The organism is Bacillus sp. M13(2017) (assembly GCF_002218325.1).
Taxonomy (GTDB): Bacteria; Bacillota; Bacilli; order Bacillales; family Bacillaceae_G; genus Bacillus_A; species Bacillus_A thuringiensis_K.
In genome coordinates, this window is record NZ_KZ268506.1 from 282,807 (window position 1) to 295,441 (window position 12,635).

Sequence of the window (12,635 nt, forward strand, 5' to 3'; positions counted from 1 at the left end):
ACAAGTTTTAACCTTCTTCAAAACAGGCGGTAAAGCTCCTTCTTATAAGGAGCTTTCTTTATGAAAAGTGTTGATAATGATTCTCTTTAATGATACACTGTATTCAAAAGTGATAATCATTATCAAAAAAAGGTTGGTGCGTAAGTATGGTATATGCATTAGTAGCAGGTACAGTCGCTGTATATGCAGTTATTGCGAAGTATGTTTTAAATGGAGTAGGAACAGCAAAATGAGTGATATGACATAAAATCCCTTTCATTTGTAAAAAGAATGAAAGGGATTTTTTATTTTTAATGAGAATATGCTGAAAATTTAGTATGATAGTAAAGTGAAACTGTAATCATTGGGTAGGTGTAACTCTCACTGGTTATGGGCTCGCAAATAGCGGGGAAAAGTATATACATCTTGGATAAAGGGGAACAAGGGGATGATAAACATAGTACAGACAAACGGTATGAAAAAACTTGTTTGTTTTTATGAAGATTGGCAAAAACACGGCGATGCAGAGAATAGTTTAAAGTTGTTTGAGGTAATTCAAAAATATAAACAAGAACAGCTTATGATAGCGTTCTGCGGTCACTTCTCTGCAGGGAAATCAACGATGATGAATCATCTATATAAAGCGCAGTTGTTACCGACAAGTCCAATTCCGACAAGCGCTAACGTTGTCAAAATTGAAAAAGGAATGGATCGTGTTGTTGTAACGGTTAAATCTGGAGAGCAGTACGAATATGACGGTGCATATTCAGCAGAAGAATTAAAACAAATTTGTAAAGACGGCGATGAAGTAATTGGTGTTCATATTTATCGAAACGACGCGCCAATTCCTGAAGGGGTTATGTTAGTTGATACACCAGGGATCGATTCAACAGATGATGCCCATCAATTAGCGACAGAATCGACACTTCATCTGGCAGATGTCATTTTTTATATGATGGATTATAATCACGTCCAATCGGAAGTGAATTTACAATTTGTTAAAGAATTGAAACAACGTAATAAAACGGTTTATCTCGTTGTAAATCAAATAGATAAACATAAAGAAAATGAATTATCGTTTGAGAATTATAAAGATAGTGTAAAACAATCATTCTCTAACTGGGATATTGAAGTAGATGGTGTTTATTATACGTCATTACGAATGATGAACCATCCACATAATGAAATTAGAAGCTTAGAAGCGTTAATTACTTCTATTATGAAGGAAAAAGAGCAGTGTGTAAGGACTGGAATGGAGCGAGAAACAGAATATTTAATGGGGGAACATTTCTCGTTTATTGTTTCTGAAAATGAAAAAGCTCTTTTGAAATATGAGGAAGAGTTAGCATCACCACTTTCTATTTCAGAGGTAGTTGAAAAGAAGGAAGAGCTAACGGAAGCGAAAAATCGTGAGGCAAGTAAAGAATCTCATGTGAGAAACGAATTTATAAAAGGTTTACAAGCTATATTAGATAACGCTTATTTAATGCCATTTGAAATGAGAGAATTGGCAAATGCATATTTAGAAACGAAATTAACAAAATTTAAGGTCGGTTTGCTATTTTCGAAAGGAAAGACGGAGCAAGAAAAACAAAGACGTGTAGAGGCGTTTTATTCTGCCCTTCAAAAAACTGTTGAAACGCAACTTGATTTTCATGTGAAGGAATTTATTGTAGCCTTCTTAAAAGAAGAAGGATTGTTCACGGAGGAAATTGGGAAAGACATATATGGGTTAGAAATTGCTTTCGGACCAGAAATGTTGGCCGAAGTAATTAAACAAGGTGCAGGTTTCACAGGTGATTACTTACTTCTTTATACAGCGGATGTAGCGAATGAACTGAAGAAACGTTATTTTATAAAAGCACAGCAAATTTTTGATAAAAGTGCGGTCGTTTTGAAGCAAAAGGTGAGGGAAGCAGTTGCTCGTATTGAAGAAGAGATTGAAACATATACGATGTTGCAAACGGCGAAAGAAACACAATTACAATACAGTAACAATTTGGAGGCATATGAAGACTATTTACGAAATGTTTGGCACGATCATGTTGCTACGCCTGAAGGGTTGCAAATAGATGAGATATTGCAAAGGGAGACACAAATTGTTAGTGAGAAATTTACACTACAAGAACAGGAAATCGTAAACGATAACGTAGCGGTTCATGAGGAAGAGCTAAAAGGAACGGCAGCTTTAAATATTCAACGTATATTAGAGAAAGTGAAAAAAGCCGAAACGATATTAGAGCCATTACCAGCGTTGAAACATGTACAGCAAGAGGTAATAGAGAAAAGAAGACGTGTGGAAACAAAACAATTTACAGTAGCGTTATTCGGGGCATTTAGTGCTGGGAAATCATCATTTGCCAATGCCTTACTCGGTGACAAAGTACTTCCTGTATCACCAAACCCGACGACGGCAACGATTAATCAAATTTTGCCGGTTACAGAGGAAAAACCACATGGAACAGTAATTGTTCAGTTTAAATCAAAGCAAGCGTTATTAGAAGATATGAAAGCTGTTTATAAGCTGTTTCATTATGAGATTGCTACGTTAGATGAAGCGTTAGCACAAATTGATAAAGTTATGAAATATCCTTCACCAACTGGGAAGCAAAAAACAACATTTAGCTTTTTACGAGCGGTACAAAAAGGGTATGATGCAGTTTCTACTTATTTAGGAGAACAAGTACAAGTTACATTAGAAGAGTTCTCTGATTATGTAGCGAATGAAGAGAAATCATGCTTCGTTGAGTATATGGAACTTTATTATGATTGTGCTTTAACAAGGCAGGGAGTAGCGCTTGTAGACACACCTGGAGCGGATTCTATTAATGCTCGCCATACGGATGTTGCATTCCAGTATATTAAAAACGCAGATGCTATTTTATTTGTTACATATTATAACCATGTATTCTCTCGTGCTGACCGTGAATTTTTAATTCAACTTGGTCGTGTAAAGGATACTTTTGCCCTTGATAAAATGTTCTTCTTAATTAATGCGGCGGATTTAGCAGAGTCTGAAGAAGAACTTGAAATGGTAAAAGGTTATATCGCAGATCAGCTACTGCAATACGGTATTAGAAATCCGCGTTTATTTGCAATTTCAAGTTTATGTGCGCTTGAAGAGAAACAAGGAAAGAATGTTGAAAAAGAGAAGTATGGTATTTTACAAAACTCTGGGATTACTAAGTTTGAGGAATCATTTACGTCCTTTATGATGAGAGATTTAATGCTTGTTTCTGTGCATGCTCTATACGGTGCTTTGCAAGGGGCAGATCAGCTTTTAGTAAACATGATAAAGGGTGCAAAGCAGGGGAATGAAGAGAAAGAGAAGCAAACGAAAAAATATGAAGCAGAGCGTGATCAACTACTTCATATCATTTCATCATATAGTGTACTTGCTGAAGAACAGGCGATGCAAAATGAAGTGAAAGAGTTGCTTTATTACGTGCAACAGCGCCTATTCCTACGCTATAACGATGTGTTTACTGAATTTATTAATCCGGCTTCACTTCGAACGGATGGAAATGTGAAAACACAATTGCAACAGTGTGTTATGGAATTAGTAGCATTTATTCAGCATGATTTATTGCAAGAAATGCGTGCGACATCATTACGCCTTGAAAAATGGATAGACGAAGCGATGAAGCGTGCAAAGGACGAAATTGTAGTGAACTGTAAAGTGGAAAATGAATCAATTTCTATGAATGGAACAGTGGAGTATGAATATAAAGATATTACACATAAAGAACCGTTCCCTTCAGTTGAAATAAAAGATTTCAAAAAAGCACTGGCACATTTTAAAAATGAGAAAAGCTTTTTTGAAAAGAATGACAAAGCTTTTATGCAAGAAGACGCTAAATCTGTATTAGAACCGCTCGTATCAAACTATGTAGCTGATGAAAAAGATTTATTTGTTCATCATTATAAGCAAGAGTGGGATATGAAGTGGAACTTATTCCAAAAAGTGATGCAGCAAGATGTGATGAACTATTATGAAAGTATATTGTTTGCATTGGCTGAAACGATCGATGTATCTCTATATGAACAAAGTAAAGAACAATTGCAAAAGCAGTTAGTAGAGATTGAAAAAGAAATTTATGTTATATAGTCGTTATGAGAAAAAGATTCGTTCAATTTTCTTTTGCAGTACAGTATCTAAAGATTTTACAAATCCAGCAAATTCATCGGTAGAAATCATATGAGTAAGAACGAGTCGTCTGCCATCTGGTGTTTCACCGCATAAGACGAATGAAGAAAATTCATATGTTTTGTTTTCAACTACTAATTTTGGATAGGAATACGTGTCGCTTTTCTTCTTCTTTCCATCAATAGAGATGACGTTGCATTTTTTCTCATTGTTGTCCATGGTGAATCCCTCCTTTCTATTACTTATGGTAGACAAGGAGGGTTTAGAACAATAGAGAAGGGGGAATTTTTTATGTCTGTTGTAATAGAACGTATTCCAAAAGAGGCTATACCGAAGTCTTTATTGCTACTTGCTGATCCAAGTGAACGGCAAATAGCTACATATGTACAAAGAGGATTAACATACGTAGCTAAGCAGGGGGGGAGCGTTATCGGTGTATATGTTCTTTTGGAAACAAGGCCAAAGACGATGGAAATCATGAATATTGCGGTTGCAGAGCATTTACAAGGAAAAGGGATTGGGAAGAAGCTATTAAGGCATGCTGTAGAAACTGCTAAAGGATATGGTATGTCAAAACTTGAAGTTGGTACAGGCAATTCTAGTGTTTCACAACTTGCTTTATATCAAAAATGTGGATTTCGTATTTTTTCTCTTGATTTTGATTACTTTTCGAAGCATTATGAAGAAGAGATTATTGAAAATGGGATTGTATGTCGTGATATGATCCGGCTTGCAATGGAATTGAATAAAAACGTATAACTATTTAGGGGGAAGAGAAGATGGAAGTACATAAAGCAATTACAGCACATTCTCGTAAACAAAATGAAAGTGTAAAAGCATGTTTACAATTAGATGCACAGCGTGAAGCAGCTATTGAAGCTGCTGTATCTCTTGCGTCAAATGGGAAAGAATTTTCGGTTGATGTCATTAATGTTGTAACGAAGCAAATTAATGATCTTGCAAAAAATGGTGTTACACTAGAGCGTAAATATGTTACAGAAGAAATGGTTATGGAGTATGTAAGTCGTTTGAAAGAGAAAGAAGGTCGTTAAAGATGATAGTTACAGTCGAATGGTTACGTGAGCATATAGAAGATGAGAATGTCCGTATAATCGATTGTCGTTTTGATTTAGCGAATCCTAATTGGGGTAGAGAAGAGTATGAAGAAGGACATATTCCTCATGCGTTATATTTTGATTTGAATTTAGATTTATCAAGTCCTATAGCAGAACATGGTGGCCGCCATCCTTTACCAAATATTGAGGAGTTTGCAGACAAGCTTTCGGAGGCTGGTATTGATGAACATACGACAGTAATTGCGTATGATAGTCAAGCCGGTGCAAATGCTGCTCGTTTATGGTGGTTATGTAATTATGTAGGACATGAGAAAGTATATATATTAGATGGTGGTTTCCCGGCTTGGAAAGAGAATGGACTACCGACAACAACGGAAATTCCTGTTGTTATACGAAGAACATTCAAAACAAACATACAAGATCATATGCTTGTATCGATGGAAACAGTAAGAGAGAATATCCAGGCAGGTGCAGATGTTACATTAATTGATTCAAGAGAGCCAAAACGTTATGCTGGTGTAGAGGAACTTGTCGATCATAAAGCAGGTCATATTCCGACAGCAGCAAACTATTTTTGGAAGGATGGAATGTTACAATCAGGACAATTTAAGAATGAAGCTGAGCAACAAGAACGATTCCAAAATCTGTCGAAAGATAAGGAAACCATTGTATATTGTGGTTCTGGTGTTACGGCATGTCCAAATATCATTGCGTTAAAATTGGCTGGATTCCAAAATGTTAAATTGTATGTAGGTAGCTGGAGTGATTGGATTTCTTATCCAGAAAATCAAATTGCAAAAGAAGAAGATTAATCACTTGCATGCAAAAATAATTTGTATTAAAATAAGGTCACAAGCAAGAGATTGCTCGAAAAACTTTGTATTTTACACATTAGAAACAATGTGATAATATAACGACAAGTAAATAATACATCCTGCGGTGTGCGTAACTTATTTATGTCTAAAACCGATGTTAGTTATACGGAAGCTCAATATTTAGCGACCATCATCAAGCCTTCCTTGTGGAGGAAGATGTACGGTAACTGTGAGGGCATCCACCTGCGAGTAGCGGGTTTTTGGACATTTACGAGGAGCGGCACGTGCGGGGGTCTTATTTCAACTAACCTTATATCTAATTCCTACGGTGTACGTAGCTTATGCATGTCTTAAACCAATAAGTTTAATATGGAAGTTCAATATTTAAATGTAGCTAACATGCCATCTTTTTAAGAAGGAAGTTACAAACATTTGTGAGAGCATCCACCTGTGAGAGCAGGTTTATGGACATCTAGAGAGAACGGCATATGTGGGGCTATATAAAAACCTTACGTTTTATACGTAAGGTTTTTTTGTTGTATAGATATATCAATATTATCTTGATTCACCTGTGAAGTTTCCGTAATAAATGTAGCACTTTCTGTCTTCATCAATCTCTCTAGAATCCAAGGAGAATTCCATAGACATGCCGTCTCGTTGAATATATATAATATCTGAATGAAGAGATGGTAAAATTTCTTCATAGTTCCATACATCTTGACTATCTACTATGTTTGAACTCGTTTCACTTAGTTCTCTAATTTCAAATCCGATGTGGGAGTATGTAGGGTCTGAAGGGTCATTGGCGAAAACTTCTTTTTGAATATAAATAACTGCTGTTCCGTCTGGATCAACCGAAGTTGCAGTAACAACATAAGTATTTTTCTCTTTAATAAAATATTCACAAGTCATGCGTGCGATAATTTCAGAATTAGAAATATTGGCGTAGTTCCATAAAGCAGGATACCCTTTCGTTTCATCATTAAGTCGATATTCTAAGCGCATTTTATCCCTCTTCTTCCTTTTTCTTCTACTTTATCATGCTATCCTATATAATAGGAATAGAAATTAAAAAGGGGAGTGCGAAAGTGACAAAAACGAAATGGCTAGTAGGTGGTGTCGTAACGTCTTTAATGACTGGCACTTTATTTGGTTGCGCACAAGATCTTCCCCCAAAACCGAATGATAATAGTTGTTCTGATTGGGATTGGGATGATGAACTTGGGGTATGGCAGTGTGATGATAGTAGTTCAGGTTATCGTGGGCATTATTTCTATGGTGGGCGATACTATCAAAATAAATCCTCTTTTAAAAATTCATCGGCGTTTAAATCGTATCAATCGTCTGCTGAATTTAAAGGTGGAATTGGGAGCGGTTCAAAGGGAGGATTTGGGGGCTAAAATATGTCGCAATACATAAGGGATCGAAAAGAGTTTTATTTGAAATATCCAAATTTTTGGTCGGATTTATATGAATGTGAGTATAGTTTGTTTCATGTTTTTTCTATAACAAATCAGACTTTGGAACAATTACAATTGGCGACTGAACGAATGGGAAAAATATTTTTTAAGACTGCTAGACTTTTGCGTAATTTAAGTGACGAACAGCTTCTTGAGCTTGGTTTTCCTCCTGTGAGCTTATCTTTCATTAGAATGAAAGGGCTTTATCCTGAATCTGTAATTTCGCGATTTGATTTTGCTGTAACAGAGGATAACCAAATCAAAATGCTTGAGTTTAATAGTGATACACCAACTTTTATTGTGGAATGTTTTCAAATGAATGGGAAAGTATGTGAAAATCTAGGTTATGATGATCCAAACTCGGATCAAGAACGATTACTATCTTCTGGTGTTACGAAAGCTGTAATGGAAGCGACAAAGGGATTAGACAATCCAAATGTTGTTTTTACAGCACATCATGAACATATTGAGGATTGGAATACGACTATGTATTTGAGTCAGTTATGCCATGTTGAAAATAAAGTAGTGCCAATGTCAGAACTTAGAATTACAAAAGATGCTCTAATCGATAAAGATGGGGCGAAGATTGACGTTTTATATCGCCAAACATATCCGATAGAAGATTTAATTGAGGATCAAGATTCTGAAACAGGAGATTTGGTAGGTGTGGAACTGCTGCAACTTGTAAAAGCCGGAAAGCTTTTTATAATAAATCCTTTGTCAGCATTTTTACTTCAGCCAAAATCAATTCAGTGTCTTATTTGGGGGTTAGCAGAAGAAGAGGCCTTTTATACAAACGAGGAACAACAGTGGATTAAAGAATATATGTTACATACATATTTAGAACCAGATTTATTTTTAGGAAAAGGTTCTTTCGTTCAAAAACCTTCATTTGGTAGAGAAGGAGATACAATTACGATTCGCGATAAGGATGAAAATATTATGCTTCAAAATGCACATCAAACATATAAAACGTCACTGCCAATATTTCAAAAGTATACAGAACTTCCAGTCGTATTCTTGGAAACAGAAAAAGGGATGGAGAAACTGTCGTATGTGTTTGGTTCTTTTTTAATTGCTGGAAAAGCGAGTAGTATCGGTATTCGCGCGGGAGAAAAGATTACAGGAAATGAATCGTACTATTTACCGGTAGGTATAAAAAGGAGGAGGAAAAATGATTAATTTTTTATTATATTTAGCAGTAACACTCGGACTTTTATGTATTGGTCTGTTCTTGATGGAAGTGACAACGAAAGTTAAGGAATTTAAGTTAATGGCTCAAGGGAATAAGGCGGTAAGCTATGTGCTTGGAGGACGATTACTTGGGTTAGCTATTGTTTTATATTCGACAGCAGCTAATTCAATTTCACTTCTTGATATGATTTCGTGGGGGGCAGTTGGGATTTTGGCTCAAATTATTGTCTTTTATTTAGCTGAGTGGCTTACACCACGCTTTAATATAAACAAAAGTCTCGAAGAAGATAATCAAGCAGTCGGTCTTTTTCTTATGTTTTTATCGCTTTCAATTGGGATTGTAATTGCTGGTTGTATAACTTATTAAAAACTTTACGTTTAAACGTAAAGTTTTTTATTTTATCCCGCTATTTACAGGACAGCCCGATTGGTGAGGGCTAATAAACAGTGGGGATAAACACCCCCCCACTGATTAAAGTTTCACTTTATATATGTTAGTTTGCCATACCTTTTGAAAAAATTGTAGGCTACGGTTGACATCTATTTTAAATAAGAGTAACATTTTCAATGTAATGAAAATAAGTCTCTGTTAGGTGAGGCTCCTGTATAGAGAAATGCTACTGCCCAAAAATGTCGAGAGACGCCAATGGGTCAACAGGAATGATCGAATTAAGGTTTTTCTTAACGTAGCTGGTAATGTACCTATGCTATACAGTGCTAAAACTCGGTGAGGGAGAGGTCCGTAGATTTCTAATTATATTAGAAATCGTTTATTTGTGTATGTAATGGCCGCTACTCTCTTAAGGGTAGGGGTCTTTTTTGTTACCAAGCTATGAGTAATTTCATAGTATAAACTATAAAATTAAACGAGGAGGTGAGGAGCATGTCAAATTCTGACTCGGTTCCGTTACCCATATACTTCAAATCAAAAATATATGATGTAGGCAGGAAACGATTTGTTCCTCCCTCTATATTTATCACGATGTAGCGTTTATAAAGCGCGAGACACTTTCACAGTAAAGTGGATAAATTGAGAAACAAAGCGTTTCTTCCTATGTTGTAAAGGAGGAGACGATAATATGTTATATGCAAACAAAACTGTGGGTAACACGTCATATAAACTAAGTAAAAAATCAATAAAAGAACAAACAATGCTCCAAAAAAATAAAGATTTATTAATTGAAATTGCAACAAGAGATGTCAAATCTGTATTTGCATATTTTAAAACAACAAGAGACGGACTATCAATGAAAGAGGCACAAAAACGTATTCAAGTATATGGCCGAAATGAACTAACTTCCAAAAGAGCACTTCTTACAGAAGTCATGATGAAGCTTGGTGGCATGATTCCAGGTTTTTCAAAACAACGTGTGTGTGATGAATTACAACGTGAAACGATTACTGTATCTAGAGTAGAATGTTCTAGTAGTACAGGGCTAAATAGTGAACTGAAAATGATGGAGATACCAGTGCGAGAACTTGTACCTGGAGATATGATTTTTCTTTCGGCTGGAGATGCTGTGCCAGCTGATGTACGTATTATTTATGCAGATGACTTATTAGTGAATGAGTCTGTGTTAACGGGAAACGAAGCGAATATAGAGAAGTTTGAGAGCTGCTATCACCTTGAACGTAAACGATTTATTCCATTAAAACGGATGAAAGATTATAATCCACTTGAGCTTGAAAATGTATGTTTTAAAGGTTCGTATATCGTTAGTGGAAATGCAAAAGCTGTCGTTGTTTCTACTGGGAAAAATACGTATTCAGGCATATTGCATACTTGTTGTAGTAGAACGTCTTAATGTGTTAATGATGCTAAATATACAAAAACAATGTATAATAGACAAAGTTGAGCAAAAACGTAGAATGGTAATCTATTTATATAACCTTACGTGATAACGTAAGGTTATTATTTTTTTAATAGGAGAGGAATTATGAAAAAAGTATTATTAGTTGATGGTATGGCACTATTATTTCGTGCTTTTTACGCAACAAGTGTCTACGGACAATTTATGAAACGACAAGATGGAACCCCTACCAACGGGATTCATGGTTATATGAAACACTTATTAACAGCTACGCAAGCGATCGAACCAACACATATCGTTACATGCTGGGATATGGGAAGTACGACATTTAGAACAGAATCGTTCTCGAATTATAAAGCAAATCGTGCAGCGCCACCAGAAGAATTAATTCCTCAATTCGATTTAGTGCAAGAAATGACTGCGAAATTATCCATTCCAGTTATCGGTATGAAAGGCTACGAAGCGGATGATTGTATCGGTACGCTTGCAAAACAATACTGCAATGAAGCTGAAGTTTATATTTTAACAGGTGATACAGATTTACTTCAACTTGTTGATAAGAACGTTACAGTTATGCTTCTGCGTAAAGGAATTGGAAATTACGAATATTACACACCGGAGAAAATCATGGAAGAAAAAGGTGTAGAGCCGTGGCAAATCGTCCATGCAAAAGCTTTCATGGGAGATACAAGTGATAATTATCCAGGTGTAAAAGGTATCGGTGAAAAAACAGCGTATAAGCTTATTCAAGAGCACGGAACAGTATCCGCTGTACTAGAAAATGTAGAATCATTAACAAAAGCGCAGCGTACGAAGATTGAAAGTGATTTAGAGAACTTAAATATTTCGTTACAATTAGCCCAAATTCACTGTGAAGTTCCAATTTCATGTTCACTAGAAGAAGGATTACACACAATGGATGCAGAAAAAATTAGATTTGTTTGTGAAGAAATGAATTGGGGAAGACCTGAAATATTAATAAATATGCTATAAATAGCTTGGAAAGAGGGATGTTGCATAAGTCGAACTTTGACTTGGTAACACCTTCTTTTTGTTTTTGTAAACAGTATTATAGTAAATAAAATTATGTCGAACTCAATTTTAAATATATAAATGTTTCGACAAAATATAATGAAGTAAATTAATTTCAATATAGTTTTAGATAGTCTCTTTTTGCGTGTTCACAAAGTTGTCAGAAAATAAATAGAATTTTCATATGAAGTTCAAATAGAATTCACAACAATCAATTATTATAAGAACACACAGATAATTCTTTATCTTTTATATAAACCATCCCCCAAGGAGGACAATGAAAATGAGAAAAAAAGTGAGAAAATCTTTTAAACAATTATTAATTGAAAATAAACAATCACTATTAAATAATAAAGAAAATATGAAAGAAATTGAAGAGAGAATTGAGAAACGACATGTAGCATATAGTGGTGCCAGTAATTAAATAAAATAAAAAAGATAGCCTATGTAGGCTATCTTTTTTATTTTATATTGAAAAAACGCTATTCAGCTCTTTAATTTTGTAAATATGCAAGATATTTTTATAGTGTTTTTCTATCAATATTACTCATTTTTCGAGGTTGAAATTGGTATATACCAATTTTTAGGATTCGCTATTCATAATATTACAAAAAATGTTACAATACACTCAAATTTATACTATAAAATCATTTTAATATGAAAAATTGGAATGAAAAGAAAGGAGAGGAATATGAATAAAGATGTCGCTTTGAAATGATTATTATCATTTCATTAGGAGTTGATGTAAAAAGATGAAGAGATACGAGGAATTGGATTCTATAAGAGGGATTTCTTCATTAATAGTAATGATCGGTCATCATTTAATGATTTTTTTAGCATTTCAAAATTACAGTTATGGAGATAATAAACCATTTGTTGTGTACCTATTAAAAGAAACGCCTGCTCGTCTTATTTTTAGTAGTGGTAACGAATCTGTTATTATCTTTTTTGTTTTGAGCGGATTTGTTTTGTACGAATCTATTCAAAAAAACTATAGTAGTTATTAATCTGTACCCTTTGTAAAGGACATTTTGAAAAAAGTTAGGCAACATCAAGAAGATGATTTCTGTATCCAACAGGAGTCATCTTTTTTAAATTCCATTGATATCTATAATGATTAT

Annotated in this window: 13 protein-coding genes, 2 other RNA genes, 1 pseudogene and 1 riboswitch; of the genes and pseudogenes, 13 read left to right on the forward strand and 3 right to left on the reverse strand. The window is 34.8% G+C overall.

Annotation, left to right across the window (positions count from 1 at the left end; translation table 11 throughout):
• The first annotated feature begins 427 nt into the window (after positions 1-427).
• Positions 428-4,087: a dynamin family protein gene (locus tag CGQ22_RS18270; RefSeq protein ID WP_089149060.1), complete on the forward strand. Its 3,660-nt coding sequence runs from the start codon at positions 428-430 to the stop codon at positions 4,085-4,087.
• 3 nt (positions 4,088-4,090) lie between these two features.
• Here CGQ22_RS18270 and CGQ22_RS18275 read toward each other — a convergent pair whose 3' ends face one another.
• On the reverse strand, positions 4,091-4,345 hold the full coding sequence (locus CGQ22_RS18275) for a DUF3931 domain-containing protein (RefSeq protein ID WP_000369740.1): 255 nt from the start codon (positions 4,343-4,345) through the stop codon (positions 4,091-4,093).
• Positions 4,346-4,417: 72 nt separating this feature from the next.
• On the opposite strand from CGQ22_RS18275, the gene CGQ22_RS18280 reads away from it, so the two are divergent.
• The 5 genes from CGQ22_RS18280 to ssrS (CGQ22_RS18300) all read left to right on the forward strand — a co-directional run bounded on the left by CGQ22_RS18280 (position 4,418) and on the right by ssrS (CGQ22_RS18300) (position 6,518).
• Entirely contained in the window at positions 4,418-4,885 is a 468-nt protein-coding gene (locus tag CGQ22_RS18280; RefSeq protein WP_089149061.1) for a GNAT family N-acetyltransferase, read from the forward strand.
• A 20-nt stretch (positions 4,886-4,905) separates the two neighbouring features.
• Complete coding sequence (locus tag CGQ22_RS18285) at positions 4,906-5,178, forward strand: YpbS family protein (RefSeq protein ID WP_000451815.1); 273 nt, start codon at positions 4,906-4,908, stop codon at positions 5,176-5,178.
• 2 nt (positions 5,179-5,180) lie between these two features.
• Positions 5,181-6,014, forward strand: coding sequence for a sulfurtransferase (locus tag CGQ22_RS18290; protein ID WP_000637536.1), 834 nt, complete (start codon positions 5,181-5,183; stop codon positions 6,012-6,014).
• A gap of 116 nt (positions 6,015-6,130) precedes the next feature.
• Positions 6,131-6,313, forward strand: a non-coding RNA gene (ssrS, locus tag CGQ22_RS18295) — 6S RNA.
• Positions 6,314-6,334: 21 nt separating this feature from the next.
• Positions 6,335-6,518: non-coding RNA, 6S RNA (gene ssrS, locus CGQ22_RS18300), on the forward strand.
• 54 nt (positions 6,519-6,572) lie between these two features.
• On the opposite strand, the gene CGQ22_RS18305 is transcribed toward ssrS (CGQ22_RS18300), so the two are convergent.
• On the reverse strand, positions 6,573-7,022 hold the full coding sequence (locus tag CGQ22_RS18305) for a hypothetical protein (RefSeq protein ID WP_001235519.1): 450 nt from the start codon (positions 7,020-7,022) through the stop codon (positions 6,573-6,575).
• Between the two features lie 83 nt (positions 7,023-7,105).
• On the opposite strand from CGQ22_RS18305, the gene CGQ22_RS18310 reads away from it, so the two are divergent.
• From CGQ22_RS18310 to CGQ22_RS18340, 7 genes and pseudogenes are all read left to right on the forward strand, one after another.
• Positions 7,106-7,417 carry a hypothetical protein gene (locus CGQ22_RS18310; RefSeq protein ID WP_000169028.1) on the forward strand — a complete coding sequence of 104 codons (312 nt, stop codon included), beginning with the start codon at positions 7,106-7,108 and terminating at the stop codon, positions 7,415-7,417.
• 3 nt (positions 7,418-7,420) lie between these two features.
• A complete protein-coding gene (locus tag CGQ22_RS18315) occupies positions 7,421-8,659 on the forward strand; it encodes a glutathionylspermidine synthase family protein (protein ID WP_089149062.1) in 1,239 nt (412 codons plus the stop codon).
• A complete protein-coding gene (locus CGQ22_RS18320; RefSeq protein ID WP_000606857.1) occupies positions 8,652-9,038 on the forward strand; it encodes a DUF350 domain-containing protein in 387 nt (128 codons plus the stop codon). Before CGQ22_RS18315 ends, CGQ22_RS18320 begins: the two co-directional genes overlap by 8 nt.
• A 211-nt stretch (positions 9,039-9,249) precedes the next feature.
• A riboswitch (M-box (ykoK) riboswitch) is annotated at positions 9,250-9,415 on the forward strand.
• Positions 9,416-9,750: 335 nt separating this feature from the next.
• Complete coding sequence (locus tag CGQ22_RS18325) at positions 9,751-10,476, forward strand: P-type ATPase actuator domain-containing protein (RefSeq protein WP_000964954.1); 726 nt, start codon at positions 9,751-9,753, stop codon at positions 10,474-10,476.
• A 132-nt stretch (positions 10,477-10,608) separates the two neighbouring features.
• The gene (locus CGQ22_RS18330; RefSeq protein ID WP_000757070.1) at positions 10,609-11,475 is read left to right on the forward strand and encodes a 5'-3' exonuclease; all 867 of its coding nucleotides are present in this window, start codon (positions 10,609-10,611) and stop codon (positions 11,473-11,475) included.
• A 322-nt stretch (positions 11,476-11,797) separates the two neighbouring features.
• Positions 11,798-11,938, forward strand: coding sequence for an FbpB family small basic protein (locus CGQ22_RS18335; RefSeq protein WP_001228048.1), 141 nt, complete (start codon positions 11,798-11,800; stop codon positions 11,936-11,938).
• Between the two features lie 328 nt (positions 11,939-12,266).
• Positions 12,267-12,518, forward strand: a pseudogene (locus CGQ22_RS18340) (acyltransferase family protein); the annotation flags it as partial.
• Between the two features lie 37 nt (positions 12,519-12,555).
• Here the strand turns inward: CGQ22_RS18340 and CGQ22_RS32760 are convergent.
• A partial coding sequence (locus CGQ22_RS32760; RefSeq protein ID WP_325835997.1) for an IS3 family transposase occupies positions 12,556-12,635 on the reverse strand: 80 nt, incomplete at its 5' end.

Bases quoted from the DNA above. Each gene is read 5' to 3' on its own strand.
- CGQ22_RS18330 (WP_000757070.1), top strand. From the start codon at position 10,609: ATGAAAAAAGTATTATTAGTTGATGGTATGGCACTATTATTTCGTGCT.
- CGQ22_RS18280 (WP_089149061.1), top strand. From the start codon at position 4,418: ATGTCTGTTGTAATAGAACGTATTCCAAAAGAGGCTATACCGAAGTCT.
- CGQ22_RS18315 (WP_089149062.1), top strand. From the start codon at position 7,421: ATGTCGCAATACATAAGGGATCGAAAAGAGTTTTATTTGAAATATCCA.
- CGQ22_RS18285 (WP_000451815.1), top strand. From the start codon at position 4,906: ATGGAAGTACATAAAGCAATTACAGCACATTCTCGTAAACAAAATGAA.
- CGQ22_RS18320 (WP_000606857.1), top strand. From the start codon at position 8,652: ATGATTAATTTTTTATTATATTTAGCAGTAACACTCGGACTTTTATGT.
- CGQ22_RS18270 (WP_089149060.1), top strand. From the start codon at position 428: ATGATAAACATAGTACAGACAAACGGTATGAAAAAACTTGTTTGTTTT.
- CGQ22_RS18275 (WP_000369740.1), bottom strand. From the start codon at position 4,345: ATGGACAACAATGAGAAAAAATGCAACGTCATCTCTATTGATGGAAAG.
- CGQ22_RS18290 (WP_000637536.1), top strand. From the start codon at position 5,181: ATGATAGTTACAGTCGAATGGTTACGTGAGCATATAGAAGATGAGAAT.
- CGQ22_RS18335 (WP_001228048.1), top strand. From the start codon at position 11,798: ATGAGAAAAAAAGTGAGAAAATCTTTTAAACAATTATTAATTGAAAAT.
- CGQ22_RS18305 (WP_001235519.1), bottom strand. From the start codon at position 7,022: ATGCGCTTAGAATATCGACTTAATGATGAAACGAAAGGGTATCCTGCT.
- CGQ22_RS18325 (WP_000964954.1), top strand. From the start codon at position 9,751: ATGTTATATGCAAACAAAACTGTGGGTAACACGTCATATAAACTAAGT.